We start from the raw sequence: 25,889 nt of genomic DNA, 5'->3' as shown, positions 1-25,889 counted from the left end.
CGAGCGTCAGCGGCCGGCGCTGCCGATCAGTCCTTCGCGGTGCACGCCCTTGCCGGCGGCCTTGGCCGAGTAAAGCGCCTGGTCGGCCCGGTCCAGCAATCCCTGGGGAGATTCGCCCGGCTCTTCGGCCACCGCGCTGCCGACGCTGACACCGATGCGGACCAGATGGTCGATCCCGATGTCGTAAGGCCGCGAGATCGCGGTGATCAGCCTTGCGGCGACGAACGAAGCCTCAGACGCGGACGTGTCGGGCAGCAGGAGGACGAACTCGTCGCCGCCGACCCGGCAGGCGATGTCACGGTCGCGGATCGACTGGACGATCCGCCCGGCCACCGCCCGCAGCAGGGTGTCGCCGGCTGCGTGGCCGAACTGGTCGTTCACCGCCTTGAACCCGTCGAGGTCGAGGCAGAGCACGGCGAAGGACGGCGCGCCCGGCATCGTCGAGAGGTCGTCGCAGAGGTCCATGAGGCGTTCTTCCAGATGGATGCGGTTGGGCAGTTCGGTCAGCCGGTCCGTTCTTGCGGCGAGGTGATTTGTCCATTCCGCGTTGATCATGCGCAGCATGATCTCGTGGTTCTGCAGCATGACCAGCACCATGCCGCCGGTCAGCAGGGTCGCCATGACGAATACCATGAGCATCTCCGGCGCGCCGTGGAGATAGAGACCGAACCCGAATGGCAACCCTGCAAAGACCATCGCGATCGTGCCCAGGCGTGGAAGAGACGCATTGCGCGAGGCGATGTTGCCCACGGCGCCGGCTGTATTGATCGCACCCATCACGATGAGCAGGTCGATGCCGCTGGTGGCACAGGCGAATTGTCCCAGACCATATGTCACCGACCAGGCAACACCGAAGAAGACGAGCCTTGCATAGGCGCGATGCCGTTCCTGCTCCGGCTTCGTGGCGATCCTCTCGACGTTCCTGTATCGGCCCGCGAAAAGAACGATCTCGGTGACGATCCAGGCCACGGGCCACAAGGCGCCGGTGAGAACGAGGGCCGTGATTGCGGTCGCTACGGATGTCAGCACGCCGAAGAGGACGGCCAGCCGCCGTTCGAACATGCTGCGGATCAGCCGTTCTCGAATTTCCGGCGTATCGAAGCGTCGCGGCTTCGTCAGCCAGCGATAGGCGGCCCAGAACACGACTGCGGCGGCTGCGGACGCGTCCGAGCCCCGAGCAGTTCCATCCATTCTTCCAAACGGTTCTGGATGCCGATTCAGCATGCCCCCACGTTAAGGGCTATTTGTAAAGGAACTCGCACAGTCGCATCCTAAAGACGCGGTTAAGCGCGACGGTCCCGCGTGCAGCCGCTTCTCAGTCGAACAGGCTCGACACCGACTTCTCGGTCGCCGTGCGCGAGATGGCCTCGCCGATCAGGTCGGCGATCGAAACCACGCGGATGTTCGGCGCCGCCTCGACGCCCGAGGTGGGCTGGATCGAGTCGGTGATCACCAGTTCCTTGAGCTTGGAAGAGGCGATGCGCGCGACGGCGCCGCCGGAGAGGACGCCATGGGTGATGTAGGCGGTGACGCTGGTTGCGCCGTTGGCCAGCAATGCGTCCGCCGCATTGCACAGCGTGCCGCCGGAATCGACGATGTCGTCGATCAGGAGGCAGTCCTTGCCGTCGACGTCGCCGATGATGTTCATGACCTCCGACTCGCCCGGCCGTTCGCGGCGCTTGTCGACGATGGCGAGCAGGGTTTCGACCCGCTTGGCCAGCGCGCGGGCGCGCACGACGCCGCCGACGTCGGGCGACACCACGACGACGTTCGAGGTCTGGTAATGCGCCTTGACGTCACGCACCAGCACCGGCAGCGCGAAGAGATTGTCGGTCGGGATGTCGAAGAAGCCCTGGATCTGCCCGGCGTGGAGATCGAGCGTCAGCACGCGGTCGGCGCCCGAGCGGGTGATCAGGTTGGCGACCAGCTTGGCCGAGATCGGCGTGCGGCCGGAAGCACGGCGGTCCTGCCGGGCATAACCGAAATAGGGGATGACGGCCGTGATGCGGCGTGCCGAGGACCGACGGAAGGCGTCGATCATGATCAGCAGTTCCATCAGGTGGTCGTTCGCCGGATAGGAGGTCGACTGGAGGATGAACACGTCCTCGCCGCGGACGTTCTCCTGGATCTCGACGAAGATCTCCTGGTCGGCGAAGCGGCGGACGCTCGCACGCCCGAGGGGAATGTTCAGGTAGCGGGCGACGGCCTCGGCCAGCACCCGATTGGAATTGCCCGCAAACAGTTTCATGCAGTTTCCCCGGCTGACGCCACGCACGGATCGTGAGGCGGCTTTTAGCGCCTGACCGCGCTATTGCAAGCGCTGGCTGCGCCATTCGCCCGCTATTCCAAAGAAAGGGTATCGTTGGTGCTTCGGTCAGCCGCTGCGCGATTACGCCCAGGCGGCGATTTCGCCGAGCGTGCGGTCGGCGATCTGCTCCATGGTGGCGTTCGGGACCGATTGCCAGGGGTCAGCGCCGGCCTTCGCGGCAATGCGCTCCTGGCCCTGGATGCGGTGGAGGCGGTTTCCGGCGGTGTCGAGCACGTCCCAGACGAAGATGACGATAGTCTCGTTTCCATCGCCGATCGCCGACAGGTACCCCTTCACGAGGTACTCCCCGGGTGCCGCTCCGCCGGGAACGATCTCGATGCCGCGTTGCGGCGCCTGTTGCGACAGCCGGCGCGACAGCGGCGTCGCGGCGTTGATGGTCGCGCCCACGACCGGCGCGAATTCCATGCGCAGGCGCGAACTGGCGACCGGACCGGTGGCGGCCGGAACAAGCGGGCTCGCGGGCGTCTCCGGCTGCGCGGGCGTGGCGGCGGGCTGGCCGTTGAACAGCGCGCGGGGGTCGAGCGCCTCAGAGGTGCTGCAGGCCGAGATCGCGAGACAGGCGAGCAGGATCGCATGTCTCCGCGCCGGTGCACGCATGTCCCCTGTCTCCCTGCTGCCGCCCCACCGGCGGCCGACGATCAATTTATGCTTTCATCGCACGATCAAGTCCAGATCATGACGCGAGAGCGGCTTGGCTTCGCCTTCGGTGGTCAGGTAGGTGCGCCCCAGCGTCATCGCCGTCTCGGCCTCGGAATCCATGATGATCATGTGGGCGAAGAGCGTCATGTCGGGCGCGATCGGCTCCGGGTTGCCGGCGAAGAACATCGGCATGTCCATCCAGGACGGCGTGAAGCGGGCGCCGAGCGAGTAGCCGCAGGCGTTGAGCCGGTGGCGCGTCAGGCCGTGCGCCTCCATCACCCGCGCATGCGCGTCGAAGACGTCGCCGAAGGTCTTGCCGGGCACCATCGCCGTCTCGACGGCGACGAGGGCGTCCCTGGCGGCTTCGAACAGTTCCTGGTGGCGCTTCGACACCTTGCCGAGCACGATCGTGCGCATCATCGCGGCGTGATAGTGGTGAAAGGTGCCGGCCCATTCCAGCGTCAGCTGGTCGTTCTTGTTGAGCTTGCGGCGTCCCGCCTTGTAGCGGCAGAGAAGCGCGTCCGGACCGGAGCCGATGATGTATTCGTTGGCGGGATAGTCGCCGCCGCCCTCGAAGACGGCGCCCTGCATCGCCGCGAGGATCTTGCCTTCGTCGGCGCCCTGCCTGACCAGCGGCAGGGCCGCGTCAAGCGCGTCGTCGGCCAGCGCTGCGGCGCGCGTGGACTTGACGATTTCGGCCGGGCTCTTGAACAGCCGCAGCCGCGGGATCAGCCCTGACGCGTCGACGATCTTGCCGAAGGTCTGCAACTGCTCATCGAGACGGCGCCCGTTGAAGGCGGTGAGGCCGTGGGTGTCGTATTCGACGCCGATCTGACAGCCGAGCAGGTCGAGATCGTTGAGCAGGTTGCGCAGGTCGACCGCGGGGTTGGCGCCGGCGCGGTCGGTCCACAGCCGGATATCCTCGATGGTGGAGGTGTGGCGCGCCTGCCGCAGGTCGGCCGAGCGGGTCAGGAGCACCATCGTGCCGTCCGCCTTCACGACCAGGCACTGGAAGAAGCAGAAGCCGAACGTGTCGTAGCCGGTCAGCCAGTACATGCTCTCCTGCGCGAACAGCAGCATCGCATCCAGCTTGCGGTCGGCCATCTCGATGACGAGCCGGTCGCGCCGGGCGTCGAATTCCGTCCTCTCGAAGTGAAGCGCCATCAGATATCCTCCAGGACGATTGCCGATATCTGCCGCCCGTAGTCGGGTTCGGCTCGGTGGGTGGTGCGGCGGTACGAAAAGAACAGGCTTTCGTCGGCATAGGTGCAGCGGCCGAGTTGCGAAGCGCGGACGCCCGCCCGGCCAAGCCGGTCGACGGTATAGCCGTTGAGGTCGAACAGCGAATGCCCCGGTCGCGCCGAGGGCGAGAACCAGCGCTCGTTCTCCGGCTCCGTGGAGACGAAGCGCGCGACGAATTCCGGCCCGACCTCGTAGTTTGCCTGGCTGATCGACGGCCCGAGGACGGCCACGATGCGGGCAGGATCGGCGCCCAGATCGACCATGGCTTCGATGGTCGCTTCCAGCACGCCGTCCAGTGCCCCTTTCCAGCCGGCATGGGCGGCGCCGATCACGCCGGCCTTCGCATCGGCGAAGAGCACGGGCCCGCAATCGGCGGCGAGCACGCCGAGCGCCAGGCCGGGACGGTCGGTGACGACGGCGTCGGCTTCCGGGCGCTCGGCCCATGGCGCGGTGACCGTGACGGCGCGCGGCGAGTGGATCTGGTGCGGCGTGCACAGCCGTTCCGGCGCGACGCCCATATGGGCGGCGACGCGGGCGCGATTCTCCAGCACCGCGGCGCGCTCGTCCCTCGAGCCCAGGCCGACGTTCAGCCCGCCATAGAGGCCCGACGAAACGCCGCCCTGCCGGGTGAAATAGCCATGGCGCACGCCATCGGCAGCCAGTGCGTCGAGCGCGGGAGACCGGAGCGGGGCCGGCCGCTCTTCCTGTGACATGGTGGTCATGATGTCTGTTTCCCTCGGCGGCAAATGGTGGGGCAGGGGGGTGGCCAAGTCAATGCGAGGTCTGGCGGCGGCAGGTTGACGCTCGGGAGGGCGCTGTTCCGGGAGGGTGTCGCCACCCGCTTGGACCGGTCGACTCAGGCCGGGCGGGTCACGAGCAGCACCTTGAAGAGTTCACCCATTTCGCCGGCGCCGGCCAGCCGCTGCGCCTCGCCTGCGATCCTGGCGCGCTCCTCCTCGCTCTTTCCGGCCGAAAGCGCTTCGACGCGTTCGGCAAGCCCGAGGGCGAGCAGGAAATCGCGCTGGGTCGCCGTCTGGATCGCGAGGCCGCAGCGCTCCGCGATCGTCCCCAGGCTGTGGAAATCCACGTGGCTCGTCAGGTCCGACTCGCCGGGATGGTCGAGGACGCCGTCCGGAGCATGCCGGCGCACCGCCTGCAGGGTGTCGCCGAGGCCGGGCTCGAGGTGGCCATAGTCGAAGAACAGGGCCGCCCCGCCGAGCCGCGCGATGCGCTCGGCGATCGTCTGCATGAAGGCCTCGCGGGCCGGCGCCACCTCCATCACCGTCCCGTCGAGGACGCGATCCGCGCCCGGCGGCAAGAGGGCTTCGTCGAGAGTGCCCGCGCTTAGCACGAATCGCAGCCGGCCGGCGTCGTCGAGGCCGACGCAGCGCTCGAACCAGCGTCCGCCCTGTCTGACATATTGCCGCGCCGGGATCGCATCGAAGATCTCGTTGCCGACGAAGACGGTCGGCAGGTCTGGCAGCTGCTCCAAGCGGTCGTGCCATTCGAAGCGGCCGGGGGCCGGCGCGAGTGTCGCGCGCTGCACCTCGACGAGGCGCGGACTCGCCTCGACGAGGGCGAACCGGGTGCGGTCGACGAAAGCGCGGTCGAACTGCGCCAGCGTGCGGACCATGTCCTTCATCAGCGTGCCGCGGCCTGGCCCGAGTTCGGCCACGCAGATTTCCGCGGAGCTGCCTGCACCCTGCCAGGCCATGTAGACCCAGACAGCGACGAGTTCGCCGAACATCTGGCTCACCTCCGGCGCGGTGGTGAAATCGCCGGCCGATCCGAAGGGTTCGCGCGTCGTGTAGTAGCCGTGCTCGGGATCGAACAGGCACAGCGCCATGTATTCGGCGATGCCGATCGGCCCCGCCTGTGCCACCAGCGCGGCGATCTTCTCGCCCAGCGGCGTCATGCCGCCGCGCTGCGGGCGCGCACCATCGCCCAAACGCCGATGAGCACCATCGGCACCGACAGCACCATGCCCATCGTCAGCCAGCCGCCGAAGAGGTAGCCGAGCTGGGCGTCGGGTTCGCGGAAAAACTCCACCACGATTCGCGACAGGCCGTAGCCGGCCACGAAGGCACCGGCCACGAAGCCCGGACTCTTCAGCTTCATGAAGCCGTGGGTGAGCAGGCGCAGCACGAGGAAGAGAACGAGCCCCTCGAGCGCCGCCTCGTAGAGCTGGCTCGGATGGCGCGGCACCTCGCCGCCGTTGGGGAAGACGAAGGCCCAGGGCACGTCGGTCGCCCGGCCCCAGAGTTCCGAATTGATGAAGTTGGCCACGCGGACCAGCCCGAGGCCGACGGGCACGCCCGCGGCCACGACGTCGAACATGCTCCAGATCCCGGCGCCGCGGGACCGGGCGAACAGCATCATGGCGACGGTGGTGCCCAGGAAGCCGCCATGGAAGGACATGCCGCCTTCCCAGACGGCCAGGATGGCGAGCGGGTTCTCGATGTAGCGCGCCAGGTCGTAGAACAGGATGTAGCCGATCCGTCCGCCGAGCACGATGCCGATCGCCGCCCAGAGGATGAAGTCGTCGAGGTCGTCCGGCTTCATGGGCGGCTGATGGTCCCGCCAGAGCGCGGCGTTCGCCAGCAGCCGCTTGGCGTACCACCAGGCAAAGAGGATGCCGACGACATAGCCCAGCCCGTACCAGTGGATGGCGAGCGGACCGAGCTGGACGATCACCGGATCGATGTCGGGAAAGGGCAGGGCCGCAAGCGGCAGGAGAAGATGTTCCAAAGCGTCCGTCCGGGCTTGTTGCGGCGGGCGGACCATGGTCGAAGCCGGGCGGAAAGGTCAAGCCGGGCCGCTGCGACGGATGGGCCGAGGCCCGCGCCGGGCTGCGATGCGTCTTGCAATGCGGCCGCCGCGTGCCTAGTTCACTATCACGCGGCCGCATGCGAAGCGGCTGCGCAAACCGAAGAGGCCGACGCCATGACCACCGGACCGAACCGCATCCTGGACGATTTGGCAAAGCTGATGACGGACGCCGCCGGAGCGGCGCAGGGCGTGCGGCGGGAGATGGAGACAGCCTTCCGCGGGCAGGCCGAGCGGGTTCTCAACTCAATGGACATGGTCCAGCGCGAAGAGTTCGAGGCGATGCGCGACATGGCGGTGAAGGCGCGCGCGGAGAACAAGAAGCTTGCCGCACGCCTCGACGAACTCGAGGCGAAGGTGGCCTCGCTGACCGGCGGCGCTGCCGAAACCCGCGACTGAGGGTCACCGCGCCCGTTCTGCGCGAAAAAAATCGCCGGTCTGTCCACAGGCGCCCAAGCACGAAAAGACCTTCGCGCTGAATCGCTTACGCTGCGATGCAGCAAGCCGGCGCATGATCTATCCACACCCCCGATCGCCCGCCACGAAAAAACCGCTGGCACCGTGTCCTCGCATCAATACACTGAATCTACAGCATGATTCGAGCATGCGCCGGGCAGGGGTGGCCCGGGTGGAGGTATGAGGCCTTCGTTGTCCGTCCCCGTTCGTCGTCGCGTCACGTGCGTTTCCGGTGGAGCGCGCGAACGGCGCTCCCATAGCCACAGGAAGCAACCATGAGCCTTCTGGAAATCGACCTGTCCCGCGAAGCACATCCCGTGGATGTGATCGAGGCGGTCGCCAATGCCAACGAATGGGCCTTCGAGAGGGCCGGCGACGACGAGATCGCTATCTCGGTCGCGGGCAACTGGACCGATTATCACATCTCGTTCTCCTGGATGGAGGACTTCGAGGCGCTGCATCTCGCCTGCGCCTTCGACATCAAGGTTTCCGAACCGCGGGTGACCGAGGTCATGCGGCTGCTCGCGCTGATCAACGAGCAGATGCTGTTCGGCCACTTCGATCTCTGGGAGCAGGAGGGCGCCATCATGTTCCGGCAGGCGCTGATGCTCAACGGCGGCGTCGAGCCGACCGGCCAGCAGGTCGAGGTGCTGCTGTCGACCGCGCTCGAAGCCTGCGAATGCTACTTCCAGGCGTTCCAGTTCGTGGTGTGGTCGGGCGTGTCGGCACGCGATGCCTTGCAGAGCGTGCTGTTCGAGACGCACGGGACGGCCTGACCGTGCCGGCCGGTTCCGAGCGCAAGCCCGACATCACCTTCGCGGATTTCGACCGCGTCGACATCCGCGCCGGCACGATCGTCGAGGCCGAACCCTTTCCGGAGGCACGCAAGCCGGCGATCAAGCTGAAGATCGACTTCGGGCCGGCGATCGGCGTCAAGAAGTCGTCGGCGCAGATCACCAAGTACTACAGCCCCGAGCAGCTCGTCGGCCGGCAGGTGATGGCGGTCGTCAATTTTCCGCCGCGCCAGATCGGCAAGTTCATGTCGGAAGTGCTGACGCTCGGGTTTCCCGACGAGGAGGGCGCCGTCGTGCTGGCGGCGATCGACCTCAAGGTACCGGACGGCGGGCGGCTGTTCTGAGCCGCTGCCGCGCTACTGGCGTTCCATCAGCCGTGCAGTCTCCGTCAATCCTTCCAGGATGACCCGCCGCTTCTCGGCCGGAAGTGCTGCGTATCGGCCCGCGAAGGCCTCCCCGAAGGAGAGCGGTGCCGACGTGACCATCGTGCGGCCCTTTTCCGTCAGGCGCGTGTAGACGACCCGCCGGTCCGTCGTGGAACGGTAGCGCTCGACGATGGCACGACCCTCCAGGTTCTCCAGGATCATCACCACCGTGGCGGGGCTCAGATCGGCGTAGTCCGACAGCGCGTTCGTCGTCACCTCGCCCAGTTCCACCACGCCCGTCAGCACGGCCAGCTGCGGTGCGGTGAGGCCGCTGGCGCGTGCCAGCGCCCGCGAGCGCACGTCGTTGGCGCGCACGATCCGGCGCACCGCCTTCATCAAAGTCCTGAACTCGCCGCCCAGATCCTGCTGCGGGTGGAACCCTTCCTGTTCCGGCACGTTCGCCAGTTCGTCGCTCATGGACGTGTCGCCTTATCATTTGACTTCTAATGATTAGGGTTATAATGAATGCAGCGACAAAGACAAGGTCAATGACAACGGAGGCTCGAGCACGCGTCGATGTGCGGAATTTGTGGTGAAATAAGACTGGACGGCCAGGCGCCGTCTCCGATCGCGATTGCGAAGATGACGGACATGATGGCGCCGAGAGGTCCGGACGGGGCCGGGCTCGTCATCCACGGAAATGCCGGCTTCGGGCATCGCAGGCTCAAGATCATCGATCTCTCGGAGCGCGCGCAGCAGCCGATGGTCGATTCGGGCCTCGGCCTCACCATCGCCTTCAACGGCTGCATCTACAACTATCCGGAACTGCGCGCCGAACTGGAGCAGAAAGGCTACTCCTTCTTCTCCACGGGCGACACGGAAGTGATCCTGAAAGCCTGGCGCGAATGGGGCGAGGGCTGCGTGGAGCGCTTCCACGGCATGTTCGCCTTCGTGCTGCAGGAGCGCGAGACGGGCCGCATCGTGATGGCGCGCGACCGCTTCGGCATCAAGCCGCTCTATCTCGCAGAGACCGCCGGCCGCATCCGCTTCTCCTCCTTCCTGCCGGCACTCCTGGCCGCGGGCGACGTCGATACGTCGATCGACCGGGTGGCGCTGCACCACTACATGAGCTTCCACGCCGTTGTGCCGCCGCCGCGCACCGTCATCGCGGGCGTGCGCAAGCTACCGCCGGCCACCATCCGCGTCATCGAGCCCGATGGTACGACCCGGGACAACATCTACTGGAACCCGCCCTTCGGACGCGACCCGCGCGACGCAGCCGTCTCGCGCGAGGAGTGGGCCGACCGTGTGCTCGACGCGCTCAGGCTCGCGGTCAAGCGGCGCATGGTCGCCGACGTGCCGGTCGGCGTGCTCTTGTCCGGCGGCGTCGATTCCTCGCTGATCGTCGGACTGCTCGCCGAGGCCGGCCAGCACGGGCTGATGAGCTTCTCCGTCGGCTTCGAGGAGGCCAATGGCGAGAAGGGCGACGAGTTCGTCTATTCCGACCTGATCGCAGAGCGCTACGGGACGAAGCATCACAAGATCTTCGTGCCGTCGGACCAGCTGATGGACGCGCTGCCGGGCACGTTTGCGGCGATGTCGGAGCCGATGGTCTCTTACGACAATGTCGGCTTCTACCTGCTGTCCAAGGAAGTTTCCAAGCACATCAAGGTCGTCCAGTCGGGGCAGGGTGCCGACGAGATCTTCGGCGGCTATCACTGGTATCCGCCGCTGATAAATTCGAACGACGTGGTGGGCGACTATGCCCGGGTTTTCCTCGACCGGGATCACGCGACGCTGAAGACGCAGCTCGCGCCCGACTGGATCGACGGCAAGGATCACAGCCGCGACTTCATCGCCGAGCGGCTGCTGCGGGCCGGTGCCGATACGCCTGTCGACCGGGCGCTGCGGCTCGATTCGACGGTCATGCTCGTCGACGACCCGGTCAAGCGCGTCGACAACATGACCATGGCCTGGGGGCTCGAGGCGCGCGTGCCGTTCCTCGATCACGAACTCGTCGAACTCGCCGCCCTCATCCCGCCGGAAGAGAAGATCCGCGACGGCGGCAAGGGCGTGCTGAAGGACGTGGCACGGCGGATCGTTCCGTCGGAGGTGATCGACCGGAAGAAGGGCTACTTCCCGGTGCCGCAGCTCAAATATGTCGACGGACCCTATCTCGATCTGGTGCGTGACGCGCTCTCCTCGCAGGCCGCGCGCGAGAGGGGCCTGTTCCGGCGGGAGTGGCTCGACACGCTGTTCGAGAATCCCTCCGACCACATCACGCCCCTGCAGGGCTCCGAACTCTGGCAGGCGGGCCTGCTGGAACTGTGGCTCCAGACGCACGGGATCTGACCACGATGGCCAAGATCAAGACGGCGGAGCCCCGCCGCAACACCGGGAAGGCCGAACTGGCGCTCGGCCACCGGCTCAAGCGGCTGCGCAGCGAATCGCAGAAGCCGCCGATCGGTCCGCATGCCGGGGAAGCCGGGCCGACGCGCCAGTCGGTCGCGCTCGACTGCGGCTGGGGGCGGCTCCTGTTCTCGCAGACCTATCCCGACAATCCGTCGATCGTGGACGCCCTGTCGCATGAGGGCGACAAGCGGCGCGACATTGCCTTCTACGTGCGGGATCCGCACGTGCTCCTGGCGCTTGCGCCGCAGGAGACCTTCCTCGACCCCTCGCACACCTATCGCCTCGACCTGTCGACCTACCGGGCGAGCCGGCGCAAGCCGAAGAGCTTCTTCATCCGCCGCCTCGCCTCGCAGGTCGACGCCGATGCCGTGAACACCATCTATGCGGCGCGCAACATGGTGACCGTGAGCCCCGAATTCTTCTGGGCCAACCGCGACAGCCGCGCGATCACCTATTTCGTTGCCGAGGACGAGACCACCGGCGACGTGATCGGCACCGTGACGGGCGTCGATCACCAGCGGCTGTTCGGCGATCCGGAGCGCGGCTCCTCGCTCTGGTGCCTGGCCGTCGATCCCCAGTGCCGTCACCCGGGTGTCGGCGAGATGCTGGTGCGCCGGCTGGCCGAGCATTTCCAGGCGCGGGGTGCGGCGTTCATGGACCTGTCGGTCATGCACGACAACGACCAGGCCATCGCCCTCTACGAGAAGCTCGGCTTCCGCCGCGTGCCGATCTTCGCCGTCAAGCGCAAGAACCCGATCAACGAGCGGCTCTTCGCCGCCCCGATCGAAGGCTATGACGAACTCAATCCCTACGCGCGCATCATCGTCGACGAGGCACGTCGGCGCGGTATCCAGGTCGAGGTGACCGATGCGGCCGGCGGCTTCTTCAGCCTCGCCTATGGCGGGCGCTCGGTGCATTGCCGCGAGAGCCTGTCGGAGATGACCTCCGGCGTGGCGGTATCGATCTGCGACGACAAGGCCGTGACGCGCCGCGTGGTCGAGCGCGCCCGGCTCAAGGTGCCCGACCAGATCGCGGTCGAGAGCGATGGCGACGAGGCGATCGACGCGTTCCTCGCCAGGCATGGCAGCGTCGTGGTCAAGCCGGCGCGCGGCGAGCAGGGGCGGGGCGTGTCGGTCGGGCTGGAAACGCTGGAGGATACGCGCAGGGCCATCCGCTCGGCGCGCGAGGTCTGCGACAGGGTGCTGCTCGAGGCCTGCTTCCAGGGCGAGGACCTGCGCCTCGTCGTCATCGACTACAAGCTGGTCGCCGCAGCAGTACGGCGTCCGCCCTGTGTCGTCGGCGATGGCGAGCACGACGTCCGCTGGCTTGTCGAGCGGCAGTCGCGGCGTCGCGCCGCCGCGACGGGCGGCGAGAGTGCCATTCCGATCGATGCCGATGCCGAGCGGTGCCTGGCGGGGCAGGGTCTTTCGCTGGAGACGGTGCTCGAAGCCGGCCGCGAGATCGTCGTTCGCAAGACGGCGAACCTGCATACCGGCGGCTCGATCCATGACGTCACCGGCATCGTGCATCCGCGACTGGTGGATGCCGCCTGCACGGCGGCGCGCGCCATCAAGATCCCGGTCGTCGGTATCGATTTCATGGTCCGGCGCCCGACCGAGCCGGACTACGTCTTCATCGAGGCCAACGAGCGGCCCGGGCTCGCCAACCACGAACCGCAACCGACGGCGCAGCGCTTCGTCGACCTCCTCTTTCCGCATTCGCGGCCGATCCCGGCGTCGCACTCGCCGTCCGGCCGCCTGGAGCAGGCGACGTGACCAGGCTAGAGATCGACACCGACTACCTCGCGGCGCAGCTGAAGGCGCTGCTTGCGATCGACAGCCCGACCGGCTTCACCGACACCGTCGTGCGCCATGTCTCGCGCGAACTCGAGCGTCTCGGCATGAGCGTCGAACTGACCCGGCGCGGCGCGATCCGGGCGGTGCGGCAGGGCAGCCGCCGCCAGGGCGCCCGGGCGATCATCACCCATCTCGATACGCTCGGCGCGCAGGTGAAGCGCGTGAAGGACAACGGACGACTCGAACTCGTGCCGATCGGCCACTGGTCGTCGCGGTTCGCGGAGGGCGCGCGTGCCAACATCTATTCCTACGATGGCAGGTATCGCGGCTCCATCCTGCCCCTGATGGCGTCCGGCCACACCTTCAACGAGGGCGTCGACACCCAGCCGGTCGACTGGGCGCACATCGAGCTGCGGATCGATGCGCGGACCACGAGCAAGGCGGAGACGCTGGCGCTCGGCATCGACATCGGCGACATCGTCGCCATCGATCCCGAGACCGAGTTCATGGACAATGGCTTCATCGTCTCGCGCCATCTCGACGACAAGGCCGGCGTCGCCGCCTCGCTGGCTGCACTCGCAGCGATGGAGCGGGCACAGGCGCGCACGCCGGTCGACATCCACTGGCTGTTCACGATCGCCGAGGAGGTGGGCGTCGGCGCGACCGCGATCGTCGCGCCCGAGGTGGCCTCGATGGTGGCCGTCGACAACGGCACCACCGCGCCGGGTCAGAACTCGTCCGAGTTCGGCGTCACCATCGCCATGGCCGACCAGACCGGCCCCTTCGACTACCACCTCACCAAGAAGCTGATCGACCTCTGCCGCGAGTACGAGATCCCGATGCAGCGCGACATCTTCCGCTTCTACCGTTCCGACTCCGCCTCGGCGGTGGAGGCCGGCCACGACGTCCGAACCGCACTGATCGCTTTCGGTGTCGACGCCTCGCACGGCTACGAGCGCATCCACATGGACGCGCTTGTTTCGATCGCCGAACTCATCACCGCCTATGTGACCAGCCCGCTGGAGATCAAGCGCGACATCGAGGAGATCTCGGGCATGACCGGCTTCACCGAGCAGCCCAGCGCGCCGCACGACGGGAGTTCGGGCGAGGGGCAGGGCGGGGCCTGATCGTCCTCGGCGTCAGATCTTACAGTGCCTGAATACGAGCCGACGCCGGCGTCCCCCTTCCCCTTGTGGGGAGGATGTAGGTGGGGGTGCCTGCGAGACAGGAGGAACATTCGCATCGGCGCGCTGCCCGGAGTCCTAGGTCTGGCCCTTCGGGCCGACCCCCACCCCTGACCCCTCCCCACAAGGGGGAGGGGGACCGCCGCCACCTCAGTCCGTCGTCACCGCATAGTCCGCGCTGCCCTCCCACACGAGCTTCCACCGTGCGCCCGGGCGCACGTTCTGCACGCTGTGCGGCTCGAAGGCGACGAGGCAGGTGCCGCGGCGACGGCGGGCAGAGGGGTAGATCAGGCCGCGGCTGCCCTCCTCGCGCAGTGCGCGCGCAAGCGCCTGTCCGGCCGGATAAGCCTCGGCCGGGTCGGCACCCAGGCAGTCGAGCGGCCCGGGAAGGGTCCTCAGATCGTGGAAGTCGCCGATGAAGCCGGCGAGCAGCGACTGGTAGACCGCCTCGTCCTCGAAGCGGCCGATCCGCGCGAGCTCGCGTGTGCGGTGGAATCCGACCTCGGCCAGCGCGGTCAACTCGTCGAAGGCGCAGTACCAGGCGCCGCGGTCGCCGGCGTTGAAGCGGTTGCCCTCGGCGCGGGTGTAAGCGAAGGCGGCGTTGATATAGGTGTGACCCCAGGCTCGGAACACGGTTTCGCGCGGGTCGAGCGAGCCCGCGCCCACCGTCTGGGCCTTCAGCCGGCGGTTGGTCAGCCCCTCGATCTCCGCCAGCAGTTCCAGTTCCTCCTGCGTGTCCACCAGCGCTCGCAGCACCGGCGGCTTGAAATAGGCGGTGGAGATCAGCCGGACCGTCGCCTGCTCCGCGATCGCGGTGAGCGGCGGGATCAAACGCCGCCCCGCAGCGCGTCGACATAATCGCGCGTCGACAGGATGGCGGGCAGCCCGCCCTCGATCATCGCGTCGAGCGGCCTTCGGTTGGCGAAGGCTGGGCCGGCATTGGGCAGCCGCACCCAGTCGTCGGCGAGCGCGTCACCGAAATAGAGATGCAGCGCCTTGTAGAGACCGATGACGCCGCTCGCCCGAAGCAGCTGGTCCTGCGACAGCCTGCCGCTCCAATCGCCGGTCTTCATGCGGTTCCAGGTGCGTCCCGACACGTCGAGCAACCGGCCGGCCTCTTCGTTTCGAAGTCGCCAGGCTTCCGCGATCCGCGCGAAGGCTTTCGCCGCGACTGTGGCTGCCTCGGCTTTGCCGTGCAGCGGACCGCGGGGCTGGACCGAAGGCGAAGCGGCGGACGGCATCATGGACATCTCCTTGCCAGATGGCTGAATATAGTAAGCCATCTGGCAGGGCGCAAGCTCGGGAAAGGGCCGCCTCAGGCGGGCAGACGCACCGTGGCGCGCAGGCCGCCCATCGGGCTGGCGGCCAGTATGATGTCGCCGCCATGGCTGCGGGCGATGTCTCGGGCGATGGACAGGCCGAGCCCCGTGCCGCTGGCGTCCTGGTTGCGGGCGTCGTCCAGCCGGACGAAAGGCTTGAAGACGTGTTCGCGCTTTTCCGCCGGAATGCCCGGTCCGTCGTCGTCGATGACCACCGTCAGCGAGCCGCGGGTGTGGGTGGCGTGCACATGCACGGTCCTGGCATAGCGGAAGGCGTTGCCGACGAGGTTCGACATCAGCCGCGTGAAGGCGGCGGGCCGCACCAGCAGGTCGGGCGAACCGGTGATCTGCGTCGTCAGCTTGCGCTTGCGCAGCCGCGCCTCCTCCGACAGCCTTTCGAACAGGCTCTCGATGTTGAGCTGGCCGGTGTCCTCGGATGCCTCGCCGCGGGCGAAGGCGAGATAGCCTTCGAGCATCGACTGCATGTCGTCGATGTCCTGGTTCAGCGCTTCGGTCTCCGGCCGCTTGCCGGCGATGGCGAGCTGCAGCTTGAAGCGGGTCAGGATGGTGCGCAGGTCATGGCTGACGCCGGTGAGCATCGCCGTGCGCTGTTCGATCTGCCGCTCGATGCGCTCGCGCATCAGGATGAAGGCGGCACCGGCGCGCCGCACTTCGTCGGCGCCGCGCGGGCGGAAGTCGGGCGGCGGCGGGCGACCCTTGCCGAAGCTCTCGGCGGCGGCGGCGAGCTGCTGGATCGGCCGGATCTGGTTGCGCAGGAACAGCACGGCGATGATGATCAGCACTAGCGAGGTACCGACCATCCACAACAGGAAGATATGGGTGTTCGATGCATAGGCCTGGCTGCGGCGGGCGAATATGCGCAGCACCATGTCGTCGAGGCGGATGCGGATCTCGACGATGGCCGAGTTGCCCACCGTGTCGAGCCAGAAGGGACGGTTGATCTGGCGCGTGATCTCGGCCGACAGCACCTGGTCGAGGATCGAGAAGAATGGCTTCGGCCCGGGGGCGGGCAGGGGATCGGGCGGCATGATGTCGACCTTCAGCCCCAGCCGTTCCTGCGCGATGCGCAGCACGTTCTGATAGCCGTTCTGGTCGGGATAGGTCTCGATCATGTCGATGATGGCGGCGATGTCGCGCGTCACCGCCATGGACAGGCGCTGGGTCACGGTCTGCCAGTGCCGCTCCATGAAAACGAAGGCCACGACCGACTGCAGCAGGATCATCGGCGCGATGACGATGATCAGCGAGCGGGCGTAGAGCCGCTTCGGCATGAACAGCGAGACGCGGCGCCAGAAGCGTCGCCAGCCGTCGGGCAGGGCGGCCGCCACGCGCAGCAGCGGCTTGCCGTCCTCGTCCTGTCGCGCGCTCCGGGTCTCGCTGGTGGCCATTCCGTCCTTCATGCGTGCCGCGCCGCCGTCCGCGCCTCGCGTCGCAGTGTAGTCGAGGCCATGGCCGGACGGAACCGGTCAATCCCCTCCGGCGTGGAGCCCGCGCCTATTCGACGCTCAGGCGATAGCCGACGCCGCGCACGGTCTGCAGCCAGACGGGATTGGCCGGATCGCGCTCGATCTTGCGGCGCAGCCGGTTGATCTGCACGTCGATGGTGCGCTCGCCGACTTCGGCATCGCCGCTCACCAGCTCGTGGCGGGGGATCGTTTCGCCCGGTCTTTCGGCGAAGATGGCCAGGATGTCCTGTTCGCGGTCGGTCAGCTTGATCGACTCGCCGGCGTTCTTCAGCTCGCGCCGCGCGATCTGGAAGGTGTAGGGCCCGAAGACGATCTGCTCGGCCTTCGGCGTCTGCGGCGGGCCGCCGCGGCGCAGGATGTTGTTGATGCGCAGGATGAGTTCGCGCGGGTCGAAGGGTTTCGGCAGATAGTCGTCCGCGCCCGCTTCCAGGCCGGCGATGCGGCTGTCGGTCTCCGACAGCGCGGTGAGCATCAGGATCGGCACTTCCTTGCGCTCGCGCAGCGACCGGGTGAGGTCGACGCCGCTTTCGCCCGGCATCATCACGTCGAGCACGATCAGGTCGAAGTCGAGGCCCTCGAGCTTTCGCCGCGCCTCCGCGGCGGTGGCGGCGACCGTGACGCGAAAGCCGTTGGTGGAGAGGAACTGCATCAGCAGGGTGCGGATGCGGGTGTCGTCGTCGACGACCAGCAGATGCGGCGCGTCGTCGGTGGGCACCACCATGTCATCGACCATCGTTCGGTTCTCCGTCAACGTCCGGCGCGCCGCCATGCGGCAGACGATCGATCTGCGCACGCAGTTCCGGGTTCACCATCGCCTTCAGAAAGCGCCCGATGACGGCGCGTTCCTCCGGCCCGGTCTCCTGCAGAGCCGCACGAATGCGTCGCGACTGTGGCAAGGCGAGGGCAAGCGCCAGCGCGCGGCCCTTGGGCGTCGGGTAGAGTTCGCGCTGGCGCCGGTCCTTCGGTCCCTGCATCTGGACGATGTGGCCGGTATCGATCAGCTGCTTGAGGACGCGGGCGAGGCTCTGCTTGGTGATCTTCAGCACGTCCAGAAGCTCGGCCACGGTCAGCCCCGGCATCCGGTTGACGAAGTGCAGCACGCGGTGATGGGCGCGGCCGAAGCCGTCGGTCGACAGGATCTGGTCGGGGTCCGAGGTGAAGTCGCGATAGGCGAAGAACAGCAGCTCGATCAGGTCGAGCTCCAGCCCTTCGCGCGCCGCCAGCGCGGCGCGGATGGGGCTGCTGTCGCCAGCGGCGTTCTCTCTCATGCGATCTCCGTTCCCGAAAAATACGTCAGCCTTGTTGACATATATTCGGCCCACTGGTAATTTTCATCAAGCTTTTCGGCAGATTGCGAACGAAAAGGCAAGTCTGGAGCATCTTTCCGATGCGTCCGTCGCTTTGCTTTTTTCCCTCGATCGGCAAGAATGCTCCCGGCCGCAGGAGCGGTGCGGACAACACGGTCATAATTCCAACGATATGCGGACCGCGGTCCGCGGGAGGTCAGCATGGCATCCGTTCCCTTCGATCAGCTTGACGGCTTCATCTGGATGAACGGCGAATTCGTGAAGTGGGCGGACGCGAAGATCCACGTGCTGACGCACGGCCTGCATTACGCAAGCTCTGTGTTCGAGGGCGAGCGCGCCTATGGCGGCGAGATCTTCAAGCTCACGGAGCACACCGAGCGGCTGCATGAATCGGCGCGCATCCTCGGCTTCACCATCCCCTATTCGGTCGCCGAGATCGACGACGCCTGCCGTACCTTGCTGAAGAAGCAGGGCTTCACCGACGCCTATGTCCGGCCGATCGCCTGGCGCGGTTCGGAGATGATGGGCGTGTCGGCGCAGAACAACCGCATCAACTGCGCCGTCGCCATCTGGCAGTGGCCGAGCTATTTCGATCCGGCGCAGAAGCTCAAGGGCATCCGCCTCGATCTGGCGGAGTATCGCCGGCCCGATCCGCGCACGGCGCCGTCGAAATCCAAGGCCGCCGGCCTCTACATGATCTGCACCATCTCCAAGCATGCGGCCGAGGCGAAGGGCTATGCCGACGCCATGATGCTCGACTGGCGCGGCCAGGTGGCCGAAGCGACCGGCGCCAACGTCTTCTTCGTCAAGGACGGCAAGCTGCACACGCCGAAGCCCGACTGCTTCCTCGACGGCATCACGCGCCGCACGGTCATCGACCTGGCGAAGCGCCGCAACCTCGAGGTGATCGAGCGCGCGATCATGCCGGAGGAACTGGAAGGCTTCGAGCAGTGCTTCCTCACCGGCACCGCCGCCGAAGTGACGCCGGTCTCCGAGATCGGCCCCTACAACTTCCAGGTCGGCGAGATCGCGAAGACGCTGATGGAGGATTATTCCGCCGAAGTGCAGCCGCGCCGGGCGCTGGCGGCGGAGTAAGCACGGATGTACCCCTCCCCCCTGCGGGGAGGGGCCAGGGGTGGGGGTGGCCGCGCCACCCGCAATGCCTCGAAGTCATGGCTCTCCGCCAATCCCGATCAGCCGCGCGTGCGACGACCACCCCCACCCCCGACCTGCCGGGGCGAGCCTCGTGTCTCGCCCGTCCTTCGGACCCCCGCAAGGGGGAGGGGAGCCGCGAGCCGCATCCCCGCGCCCCGCCGCGCCGCATTTCCCGGTGGACGTCTCCGCCCGTCCTGCCTATGTCGGGCGGGTCAATCGAAGGAAACGCCATGGGACAGCTCAACGCCGGGATCATTCCGGTCACGCCCTTCCAGCAGAACTGCACGATCCTGTTCGATACCGACGACAAGAGCGCGGTCGTCGTCGATCCGGGCGGCGATGTCGACCGCATCCTTTCGGCGATCGAGCAGAACGGGCTGACGGTGAAGGAGATCTGGCTGACGCACGGCCATATCGACCATGCCGGCGGCGCGATGGAGCTGAAGGAGGCGCTCGGCGTCGAGATCGTCGGGCCGCACGCCGACGATGCGCCGCTGCTGGCCAATCTCGAGAACCAGGCGAAGATGTTCGGCCTTGCCGGCGCGGTGCGCAACTGCACGCCCGACCGCTATCTGACCGAGGGCGAAACCGTCTCCTTCGGCGGCCACGTCTTCGAGGTGCTGCACTGCCCTGGCCACGCGCCGGGCCATGTCGTCTATTTCAACAGGCCGGCGAACTTCGCCCATGTCGGCGACGTCCTGTTTGCCGGCTCGATCGGCCGCACCGACCTGCCGGGCGGCAATCACGATCAGCTCATCGCCTCCATCAAGGAGAAGCTCTTTCCGCTCGGCGACGACGTCGGCTTCATCTGCGGGCATGGACCCGGCGGCCGGATCGGCGAAGAACGGCGCACCAATCCGTTCCTGCGGTAGCCTGAAGCGGCTCCTCGCAGCCGGACGGACGGCCGGCAGGCCGGGCGTCCGTCCGCCGACGTCTGCGATGGCTCAGTTCGCCACGCAGAAGTGGTCGTAGCCGTCATAGCCGCGGAACGTGCCCGTCTGCGGGTCGAAAGACTGGTAGCGGGCCGCGCAGTAGCGATACCAGTCGCGCGTCCAGGGCTCGATCTGCCCGCCATAGGCGACCGAAGCGCCCCCGTACGGCGCGGGCGGATAGTCGGCCGTGTCGGGGTAGCCGGCGGGGGTATCGTCGATTGCGGTGGCCGCGATGATGCCGATCGCCAGCCCGAGCACGCCCGCGGCGACGAGATCGCCCGTGGCGTCCTGACGGTGATGATGCTGAGGGTTGCGCGGACGCTGCTCGCGCCAGCGCTCGCCCGCGCTGGCTTCCATCACCGGAACGAGGGTCGCGGCGGCGACGGTGGCCGACAGCACGAGGGATTGGACGAGACGCTTCATCGTGATCTCCTTGGGTCTGCCGGCCTTCCTGGCGGCCGGTCATGACGGGAGATCTAGGGGAGGGCGGCTGAATGCAGGCTGAATGAGCCGGTCACTCCCGAGACAGGCTTTCGCCGGCGATGGTCGTGCCCGCTGCCCGGCTCACCGGAGCAGCTTCCGGGCATGCATGCCCGATGCCGGTCGTCGAAACGGTGCGATCGGCTCAGCCCCGTTCGACCGACAGATTGATCGCCTTGGGACCCTTGCCGCGCTTGTCGGGCTCGGTGTCGAAAGAGACCTTCTGACCGTCGTTGAGGCCATCGAGCCCCGACACCTGCACCGCCGAGATGTGCACGAAGATGTCCTTGCCGCCATCGTCGGGGGTGATGAAACCGAACCCCTTGCCTTCGTTGAAGAACTTTACCGTTCCGGTCATCCGAGCCATGTGCAACTCCCTGCTCCCGTCAGATAGCGTACCTGGGCAAACGCCCTGCTGGTCTTCGCCGGTCCCGGAGAGAGGAAAGGAGCGCAGGTCGGCCGGGCCATCCACGGAAGCCCGTTCGTCGCGTCAGGCGCAAAACCGCCATGCAGCTCTTGCCCAAAGGCTATCCAGTCTCCGGGTCGACCTAGGCCCGAACGCTGAAACTGTCCTTCATTTCCGGCAGGTGAGCAAGGCTTATCTTCGCGCCGCAACATGTGCCGTTCGCCTGAAGCCGACGCAGTTTGTCGGCGCAGGCCGAAGCCTGCGCCTTGCCGGAGTTCACCCGTCCTGTTCTTCGCGCGCGACTACGCGGGACGGAGGTTGACCGCCTTCGGACCCTTGCCCATGCGATCCGGCTCGGTGTCGAAGCTCACCTTCTGGCCCTCGGCGAGCGAGCCCATGCCGGATGCCTGCACGGCCGAAATATGGACGAACACGTCCTTGGCGCCGCCGTCCGGCTTGATGAAGCCGAAGCCCTTTTCGTTGTTGAAGAACTTGACAGTGCCCGTCTGGGGCATGGGAAACTCCTTTTCCCGTCGTGGATCGAAGGAACGGCGCCAGGCGTTGGCCACGGAGCCGGTCCGGGTCAGCGTTCGCGTCGAGTGTTCACACTTTCGGGGAAAGGTCGTCCTCTAACGTTCCAGTCTCCGGGCCTGCACATAACCCGAACAGTACGGAGCGTTGCACGAAAAAGGTCGATTGGCAAGACGAGTTGTCGTTCACGGGACTGCGAGCGGAAGTAAAGCCGAAAACTAACAGCGACTTATCGCGCCGGCCGCTCGGCGGGTCAGGACCGGTGCCGGTCTGAGCCGACTTACGGCAATCGGGGCTTCGGCTCGGTGGACCGGTTGATCCGGCGGATGGTGCAATCCTGCCCGACGTGGCGGTGCAGCACGACGCCGATGCCAGGCACGAAATGACGGCGGGCGTCGCGGTGGCAGTCGAGGGGCGCGATCGTCTCGCGCACCGGCACCGGCCGGCAATCTCCCGGCAGGTGGCGGTGTCGAACCGTGTCGCGGAAGGTCGGCACGTAGTGCCGCTGCACGTCCCGATGGCAGCCGCCGACGAGCATGACGGGTGTCTCCGGCCGTTGCTGTGCAGGCGCGCCTCCGACGAGCGGAGCGCCGATGGCCATGGCGAGTACAATTGCGAATCCGGCGGTCATGCCAGGAGCATGGCGGCGCCTTGCGCGCGACGCAAGGCCGCTCCGGCGGCGAGGCGTCTGCCGGATCCTTGGCGCCGTGCCGCCTGCTGTTTCTGCGGTGCACCATCACGCAGCGGAAGCACGGATTACAGTTCCGCGGCAAAGTGTGATGCTGTTGCCCTGTTGCTTTCGTGAAAATGCGCTACACTGTCTACAAGCGGACATGTGTTCCGCAACGAGAGCGGCGCCAGCCGCCGGACGGCAACAGAGGAGGCCGGCCATGATGAACCTTCTGCACGGAAGCGGCCCGTCCAGGCCTGCGGGCGCGGATGCGACCGCGGACGACATTCGGCCGGTCGTCGAGGCCGTCTGCAACGAGCTTGGCATAGCCGCGCGCGAACGCAGGCGCCGGGCGGCCGTCGAGGAGCGTGTTCTTCTTGCTTGGCGCAGGGGGCCACGTCAGCCCCTCGACCTCGTGCGTGCCGGTCTCGACGGCTGACGCATCGCGCCCGGAAGCACAGAGCGGTGCGGGTTGGCGAGGAGGCGCGGCGCTTCGGCGGTTCTTCCGCGCGCGGCAAGCCTTGGGGAAAAAGCGCGACCTGCCGGTAAAATTGCCCCGCCGGCTTGCAACGGCAGTCGAACTGCACCATATTGGAGCGAAGCGAGGAACCGTCTTTCGGGCGCAGAGCGATCTGCTGCCGGCTTGGCCGCCCCATAGAAGGCGGCAGATGGTTCCTTGGCCGGTAGCGGAATGGAATGCTCGAGGGCATGCCGCCGCAGAGCCGGACGACCGCCGAGGGAACTGACCACGGATGTACTGGCAGCCTCCCGACGGCGGTCACTCTCCGGATGACGAACCGGAAGCGGGGCACGTCCCCGCTTTTTGCTTTTCCGGAGGACCGGCGTCGGCCGTCCGGTTTTCGCCTACCGCGAACGTCGTGCGGCCACGTTCGGCCGCGTCACGCGTTCATCCTATTCGCGTTACCGGCTTCCTGCGGCCGGTCGACGTTCGGCAGCCGGACTGGGTCCGCAGGAGGACAGGACGAACAGGCGCATCGCGACCCGGACCGGGCTCACGGTCGTCGGCGGGTCGAGGCTCGCTGCGTCCATGGCAGGAACAAGAGGGGAAGTGACATGGCCAAAGGCCAGATGCGCAGTAACAAGGAAGCCCGGAAGCCCAAGAAGGACAAGAAGGCGGCGCCCGCGCCGACCCCCTTCGGAGCCCAGGTGAAGCAGGCCAACGAGGCGGCCAGCAAGAAGAAGTGAAGAACCGTCGGCCTGCAGCGGCCGACGCAACCAATCGACGACCAAGACAAACAGGACAGGATATCCCTTGCAGGTACTCGTACGCGACAACAACGTGGATCAGGCCCTTCGGGTGCTGAAGAAGAAGATGCAGCGCGAAGGCGTCTTTCGCGAAATGAAGGCTCGCCGCTCCTACGAAAAGCCGTCCGAGAAGCGCGTCCGCGAAAAGGCCGAGGCCGTCCGCCGCAGCCGCAAGGCCGCCCGCAAGCAGGCGCAGCGCGAGGGTCTCCTGCCGGCGCCGAAGAAGAAGGTCTTCGCTCCCCGTCCCGGCGCAGCTCCTTCCACGCCCCGTTATTGATCGCTGAGCGGCCGCGCGGCCAAGCGCGCGGCCCCGCTCGCACCCTGGCGCTCATCCGGGCGCCCGTTCCCCAGACGGAAAGGAGACAGGAATGGCCTCCATGACAAAGGACAAGCTGTTCAAGCCGACGGAAGCCGGCCGCAGCAGCAAGTCCGACACCACGACCAATGCGTCGCGCGCCATCATCGACGCCGAGGTGTCCGCGCGCGAGAAGAAGACCGAGCGGCTGCGCAAACTGCGACTCGAGCAGGAAGCCCAGGCCGAGGCAACGGGCGAGACCGTCGCGCCCATAAAGAAGCCCGCTGCCAAGAAGGCGGCCCCAAAGAAGCCTGCGCCGCGCCGCGCCATCACCCAGCGTCCGCGCTGAGATGATGCCCCTGTCGATGGGGCGACCGCGCTAATCCGGTCGCGCCGCTTCGGCGGGCATGTCCCGCCAGATCGTCCACCATCGATCCCATCGCCGCGAAAGTGCCTTCGGCTTCTCGGCGAACAGCCTTGATCCCAGGGGGAATGCCTCAGCCTCGATGGAGGCCTTGCGGCGGCGAGCGAGGCCGATCGCCAAGTCCCGGCTTTCCGCAGCGCCGAGACCGTCGGCATCCTTCGATAGCCTCTCGGCGAACACGGCAAGATCGTGATGATCGCCGAGCAGGTCGGCGAGGCGTTTCGCCGCCTTGCGGTGCCCGCGCAGTACCTCCGGAAAGCATGGTTCCAGGAGACGGGCGTGGTACCAGTGATACTTCACCCGCTTTCGCCATTCATGCATGGATGCCGCGTCCGGGTCTGCCTGCGCCGCCTCCAGCGCTTTGCGGGCACGGTGCAGCGTCTTCGCGAGGCCGTCCGACAACCCATCGAAACCGCCCTGCGTCACTTTCCAGCCTGGAGCCCTCTCCAGCACCGCACGCATGTTTTGCCGAAACAGCTCCGTCCGGTCACGAAGCGCCTCCTCGGCGCGCTTGTCCTTCAACTCCAAGGTCAGGCCATGGCGGATCCTGCCCATGGCCGGGCGGTCGATCTCGTCGTCGAACGCGTCCATGATCGCGTCGTAGGTCTCGATCAGAACGGCGGCATCCCGCGGACCCGACAGTAGTCGGGCCGTGTCTCTCAGCGCCTCGTTCTCACGCGCATAGGCGGGGAAGGCGGGGCGCACGAGACGAATCAGGCCGCGCAGCTTCTTGCAGCTCTTGCGGGCTGCGTGGATGCGGTCACTGCGCGCTCCGTCCTCCATCGCGTCCAGCGTCTTCTCGATCTCGCGACGGGCGATCCGCCGTACCGCCGTCTGCACCGTCCTGTCGTTGCGCTTGAACTCGTAGGCCATCGGGCTCCGCCTTGCTGATCCCGGGCGAACGGGCATCGGGCGTCGCGGTTCCTCCGCCGGAGCGATCAGCCCCCGTTGACCAGTTCCAGGATCAGCCCGTGAACGTTGCCGCCCGGGCTCATCTCCTCGCGGTCGAAGGCGTTGGAGCGTGCCCTCTGTTCCAGTGACGCCTCGGCCAGAGGCTGCTGCAGCACCTCGCGGATCCTTCTGCAGCCGGCATCGTCCGGCACGTTCACCCCCACCGTCGTGGCGATGATCCGCTCGACCATCTCCTTGATGTGGTCGCCATGCACCTTCTCGTGCGCGGTCATGCCGGTGATGAAGCGTTTCCAGTTCTGTGCCAGCGGCGCCGGAAGCGTCCGGGAGGGCTTCGGCAGGCGGTAGGTGATTGTCAGCCAGGGCTTGCCCGAGACCAGCGTGCAGGACCCGTCCGGCTGCGGTCGGTAATCGCGCGACCATTTCAGGTCGAAGGTCGTGTAGGCGATCGCACGCGTCTGTCCCAGCAGCGGCCCCTTGGCGCCGATCGAGGCGTAGAGCTCCATTCCCGTCGTACCGGTGACCGCATAGGTCTCGGTCTTCTCCACCGCCTTCCAGTCCGCGGCCTGCGCGGGGAGGGAGAGGAGGAACGCCAGCGCGAGGGTGGCCCGGAGGGTCGTCTTCATGCGCGTCGTCCTGTCGTTCAAGCCTCGTCTCGAGACGTA

At 67.0% G+C, this 25,889-nt stretch carries 31 protein-coding genes; 12 read left to right on the top strand and 19 right to left on the bottom strand.

Going from position 1 to position 25,889, the window contains the following annotated elements:
• Positions 1-6: 6 nt before the first annotated feature.
• The 7 genes from N1F91_RS05165 to lgt form a co-directional block, all read right to left on the bottom strand.
• Complete coding sequence (locus N1F91_RS05165) at positions 7-1,191, bottom strand: GGDEF domain-containing protein (protein ID WP_289990674.1); 1,185 nt, start codon at positions 1,189-1,191, stop codon at positions 7-9.
• Between the two features lie 124 nt (positions 1,192-1,315).
• Positions 1,316-2,248, bottom strand: coding sequence for a ribose-phosphate pyrophosphokinase (locus N1F91_RS05160; protein WP_289990673.1), 933 nt, complete (start codon positions 2,246-2,248; stop codon positions 1,316-1,318).
• Between the two features lie 141 nt (positions 2,249-2,389).
• Entirely contained in the window at positions 2,390-2,926 is a 537-nt protein-coding gene (locus N1F91_RS05155) for a hypothetical protein (protein WP_289990672.1), read from the bottom strand.
• A gap of 54 nt (positions 2,927-2,980) precedes the next feature.
• Positions 2,981-4,132, bottom strand: a complete 1,152-nt coding sequence (locus tag N1F91_RS05150) for a Xaa-Pro peptidase family protein (RefSeq protein ID WP_289990671.1) — start codon at positions 4,130-4,132, stop codon at positions 2,981-2,983.
• Complete coding sequence (gene pgeF / locus N1F91_RS05145) at positions 4,132-4,923, bottom strand: peptidoglycan editing factor PgeF (RefSeq protein ID WP_289990843.1); 792 nt, start codon at positions 4,921-4,923, stop codon at positions 4,132-4,134. Before pgeF ends, N1F91_RS05150 begins: the two co-directional genes overlap by 1 nt.
• 143 nt (positions 4,924-5,066) lie before the next feature.
• Complete coding sequence (locus N1F91_RS05140; protein ID WP_289990670.1) at positions 5,067-6,125, bottom strand: class I SAM-dependent methyltransferase; 1,059 nt, start codon at positions 6,123-6,125, stop codon at positions 5,067-5,069.
• Entirely contained in the window at positions 6,122-6,958 is an 837-nt protein-coding gene (gene lgt, locus N1F91_RS05135; RefSeq protein ID WP_289990669.1) for a prolipoprotein diacylglyceryl transferase, read from the bottom strand. The genes N1F91_RS05140 and lgt overlap by 4 nt, the downstream gene beginning before the upstream one ends.
• 195 nt (positions 6,959-7,153) lie before the next feature.
• Here lgt and N1F91_RS05130 point away from each other — a divergent pair, with 195 nt between their 5' ends.
• From N1F91_RS05130 to N1F91_RS05120, 3 genes are all read left to right on the top strand, one after another.
• On the top strand, positions 7,154-7,435 hold the full coding sequence (locus N1F91_RS05130; protein ID WP_289990668.1) for an accessory factor UbiK family protein: 282 nt from the start codon (positions 7,154-7,156) through the stop codon (positions 7,433-7,435).
• A 332-nt stretch (positions 7,436-7,767) separates the two neighbouring features.
• The gene (locus tag N1F91_RS05125; protein WP_289990667.1) at positions 7,768-8,268 is read left to right on the top strand and encodes a YbjN domain-containing protein; all 501 of its coding nucleotides are present in this window, start codon (positions 7,768-7,770) and stop codon (positions 8,266-8,268) included.
• Positions 8,269-8,270: 2 nt separating this feature from the next.
• The gene (locus N1F91_RS05120; protein ID WP_289990666.1) at positions 8,271-8,630 is read left to right on the top strand and encodes a tRNA-binding protein; all 360 of its coding nucleotides are present in this window, start codon (positions 8,271-8,273) and stop codon (positions 8,628-8,630) included.
• Between the two features lie 12 nt (positions 8,631-8,642).
• Here N1F91_RS05120 and N1F91_RS05115 read toward each other — a convergent pair whose 3' ends face one another.
• A complete protein-coding gene (locus N1F91_RS05115) occupies positions 8,643-9,128 on the bottom strand; it encodes a MarR family winged helix-turn-helix transcriptional regulator (protein WP_289990665.1) in 486 nt (161 codons plus the stop codon).
• Positions 9,129-9,227: 99 nt separating this feature from the next.
• Here N1F91_RS05115 and N1F91_RS05110 point away from each other — a divergent pair, with 99 nt between their 5' ends.
• From N1F91_RS05110 to N1F91_RS05100, 3 genes are read left to right on the top strand one after another with little or no spacing between them, the layout of a single operon-like run.
• Positions 9,228-11,003, top strand: coding sequence for an N-acetylglutaminylglutamine amidotransferase (locus N1F91_RS05110; protein WP_289990664.1), 1,776 nt, complete (start codon positions 9,228-9,230; stop codon positions 11,001-11,003).
• Between the two features lie 5 nt (positions 11,004-11,008).
• Positions 11,009-12,838, top strand: coding sequence for an N-acetylglutaminylglutamine synthetase (gene ngg / locus N1F91_RS05105; protein WP_289990663.1), 1,830 nt, complete (start codon positions 11,009-11,011; stop codon positions 12,836-12,838).
• Entirely contained in the window at positions 12,835-13,986 is a 1,152-nt protein-coding gene (locus N1F91_RS05100) for an osmoprotectant NAGGN system M42 family peptidase (RefSeq protein ID WP_289990662.1), read from the top strand. The genes ngg and N1F91_RS05100 overlap by 4 nt, the downstream gene beginning before the upstream one ends.
• A 207-nt stretch (positions 13,987-14,193) precedes the next feature.
• On the opposite strand, the gene N1F91_RS05095 is transcribed toward N1F91_RS05100, so the two are convergent.
• The 5 genes from N1F91_RS05095 to N1F91_RS05075 form a co-directional block, all read right to left on the bottom strand.
• The gene (locus N1F91_RS05095; RefSeq protein ID WP_289990661.1) at positions 14,194-14,874 is read right to left on the bottom strand and encodes an RES family NAD+ phosphorylase; all 681 of its coding nucleotides are present in this window, start codon (positions 14,872-14,874) and stop codon (positions 14,194-14,196) included.
• Positions 14,871-15,287, bottom strand: a complete 417-nt coding sequence (locus N1F91_RS05090; protein WP_289990660.1) for an antitoxin Xre-like helix-turn-helix domain-containing protein — start codon at positions 15,285-15,287, stop codon at positions 14,871-14,873. The genes N1F91_RS05095 and N1F91_RS05090 overlap by 4 nt, the downstream gene beginning before the upstream one ends.
• Positions 15,288-15,358: 71 nt before the next feature.
• Positions 15,359-16,771: an ATP-binding protein gene (locus tag N1F91_RS05085; protein WP_354670522.1), complete on the bottom strand. Its 1,413-nt coding sequence runs from the start codon at positions 16,769-16,771 to the stop codon at positions 15,359-15,361.
• Between the two features lie 106 nt (positions 16,772-16,877).
• Positions 16,878-17,582 carry a response regulator transcription factor gene (locus tag N1F91_RS05080; protein ID WP_289990659.1) on the bottom strand — a complete coding sequence of 235 codons (705 nt, stop codon included), beginning with the start codon at positions 17,580-17,582 and terminating at the stop codon, positions 16,878-16,880.
• Positions 17,572-18,117 carry a MarR family transcriptional regulator gene (locus tag N1F91_RS05075; protein WP_289990658.1) on the bottom strand — a complete coding sequence of 182 codons (546 nt, stop codon included), beginning with the start codon at positions 18,115-18,117 and terminating at the stop codon, positions 17,572-17,574. Before N1F91_RS05075 ends, N1F91_RS05080 begins: the two co-directional genes overlap by 11 nt.
• A 240-nt stretch (positions 18,118-18,357) precedes the next feature.
• Here N1F91_RS05075 and N1F91_RS05070 point away from each other — a divergent pair, with 240 nt between their 5' ends.
• Together N1F91_RS05070 and N1F91_RS05065 are read left to right on the top strand one after the other, a co-directional pair.
• The gene (locus N1F91_RS05070; RefSeq protein ID WP_289990657.1) at positions 18,358-19,251 is read left to right on the top strand and encodes a branched-chain amino acid aminotransferase; all 894 of its coding nucleotides are present in this window, start codon (positions 18,358-18,360) and stop codon (positions 19,249-19,251) included.
• A gap of 290 nt (positions 19,252-19,541) precedes the next feature.
• Entirely contained in the window at positions 19,542-20,183 is a 642-nt protein-coding gene (locus tag N1F91_RS05065; RefSeq protein WP_289990656.1) for an MBL fold metallo-hydrolase, read from the top strand.
• A gap of 72 nt (positions 20,184-20,255) precedes the next feature.
• Here N1F91_RS05065 and N1F91_RS05060 read toward each other — a convergent pair whose 3' ends face one another.
• The 4 genes from N1F91_RS05060 to N1F91_RS05045 all read right to left on the bottom strand — a co-directional run bounded on the left by N1F91_RS05060 (position 20,256) and on the right by N1F91_RS05045 (position 22,291).
• On the bottom strand, positions 20,256-20,666 hold the full coding sequence (locus tag N1F91_RS05060) for a BA14K family protein (protein ID WP_289990655.1): 411 nt from the start codon (positions 20,664-20,666) through the stop codon (positions 20,256-20,258).
• 202 nt (positions 20,667-20,868) lie between these two features.
• Positions 20,869-21,090 (bottom strand): cold-shock protein, encoded by a 222-nt coding sequence (locus N1F91_RS05055; RefSeq protein WP_289990654.1) that lies wholly within the window; start codon positions 21,088-21,090, stop codon positions 20,869-20,871.
• A 341-nt stretch (positions 21,091-21,431) separates the two neighbouring features.
• Positions 21,432-21,644: a cold-shock protein gene (locus N1F91_RS05050; protein ID WP_289990653.1), complete on the bottom strand. Its 213-nt coding sequence runs from the start codon at positions 21,642-21,644 to the stop codon at positions 21,432-21,434.
• A 296-nt stretch (positions 21,645-21,940) separates the two neighbouring features.
• Positions 21,941-22,291, bottom strand: coding sequence for a hypothetical protein (locus N1F91_RS05045; protein ID WP_289990652.1), 351 nt, complete (start codon positions 22,289-22,291; stop codon positions 21,941-21,943).
• Between the two features lie 259 nt (positions 22,292-22,550).
• Here N1F91_RS05045 and N1F91_RS05040 point away from each other — a divergent pair, with 259 nt between their 5' ends.
• The 4 genes from N1F91_RS05040 (at position 22,551) to N1F91_RS05025 (ending at position 24,240) form a co-directional block, all read left to right on the top strand.
• The gene (locus N1F91_RS05040) at positions 22,551-22,769 is read left to right on the top strand and encodes a hypothetical protein (RefSeq protein ID WP_289990651.1); all 219 of its coding nucleotides are present in this window, start codon (positions 22,551-22,553) and stop codon (positions 22,767-22,769) included.
• A gap of 635 nt (positions 22,770-23,404) precedes the next feature.
• On the top strand, positions 23,405-23,536 hold the full coding sequence (locus N1F91_RS05035; RefSeq protein ID WP_289990650.1) for a hypothetical protein: 132 nt from the start codon (positions 23,405-23,407) through the stop codon (positions 23,534-23,536).
• A gap of 67 nt (positions 23,537-23,603) precedes the next feature.
• Positions 23,604-23,873 (top strand): 30S ribosomal protein S21, encoded by a 270-nt coding sequence (gene rpsU, locus N1F91_RS05030; RefSeq protein ID WP_289990649.1) that lies wholly within the window; start codon positions 23,604-23,606, stop codon positions 23,871-23,873.
• A 100-nt stretch (positions 23,874-23,973) separates the two neighbouring features.
• Entirely contained in the window at positions 23,974-24,240 is a 267-nt protein-coding gene (locus N1F91_RS05025; RefSeq protein WP_289990841.1) for a hypothetical protein, read from the top strand.
• A 30-nt stretch (positions 24,241-24,270) separates the two neighbouring features.
• Here N1F91_RS05025 and N1F91_RS05020 read toward each other — a convergent pair whose 3' ends face one another.
• Together N1F91_RS05020 and N1F91_RS05015 are read right to left on the bottom strand one after the other, a co-directional pair.
• Positions 24,271-25,188, bottom strand: coding sequence for a CHAD domain-containing protein (locus tag N1F91_RS05020; RefSeq protein ID WP_289990648.1), 918 nt, complete (start codon positions 25,186-25,188; stop codon positions 24,271-24,273).
• 65 nt (positions 25,189-25,253) lie between these two features.
• Positions 25,254-25,850 (bottom strand): DUF922 domain-containing protein, encoded by a 597-nt coding sequence (locus N1F91_RS05015; RefSeq protein WP_289990647.1) that lies wholly within the window; start codon positions 25,848-25,850, stop codon positions 25,254-25,256.
• Positions 25,851-25,889: the final 39 nt, after the last annotated feature.

Source organism: Aquibium sp. ELW1220, from assembly GCF_030398385.1.
In the GTDB taxonomy this organism is placed as follows: Bacteria; Pseudomonadota; Alphaproteobacteria; order Rhizobiales; family Rhizobiaceae; genus Aquibium.
The sequence above is the reverse complement of the archived record's forward strand: the minus strand, read 5'-3'. Positions and strand labels throughout refer to the sequence as shown.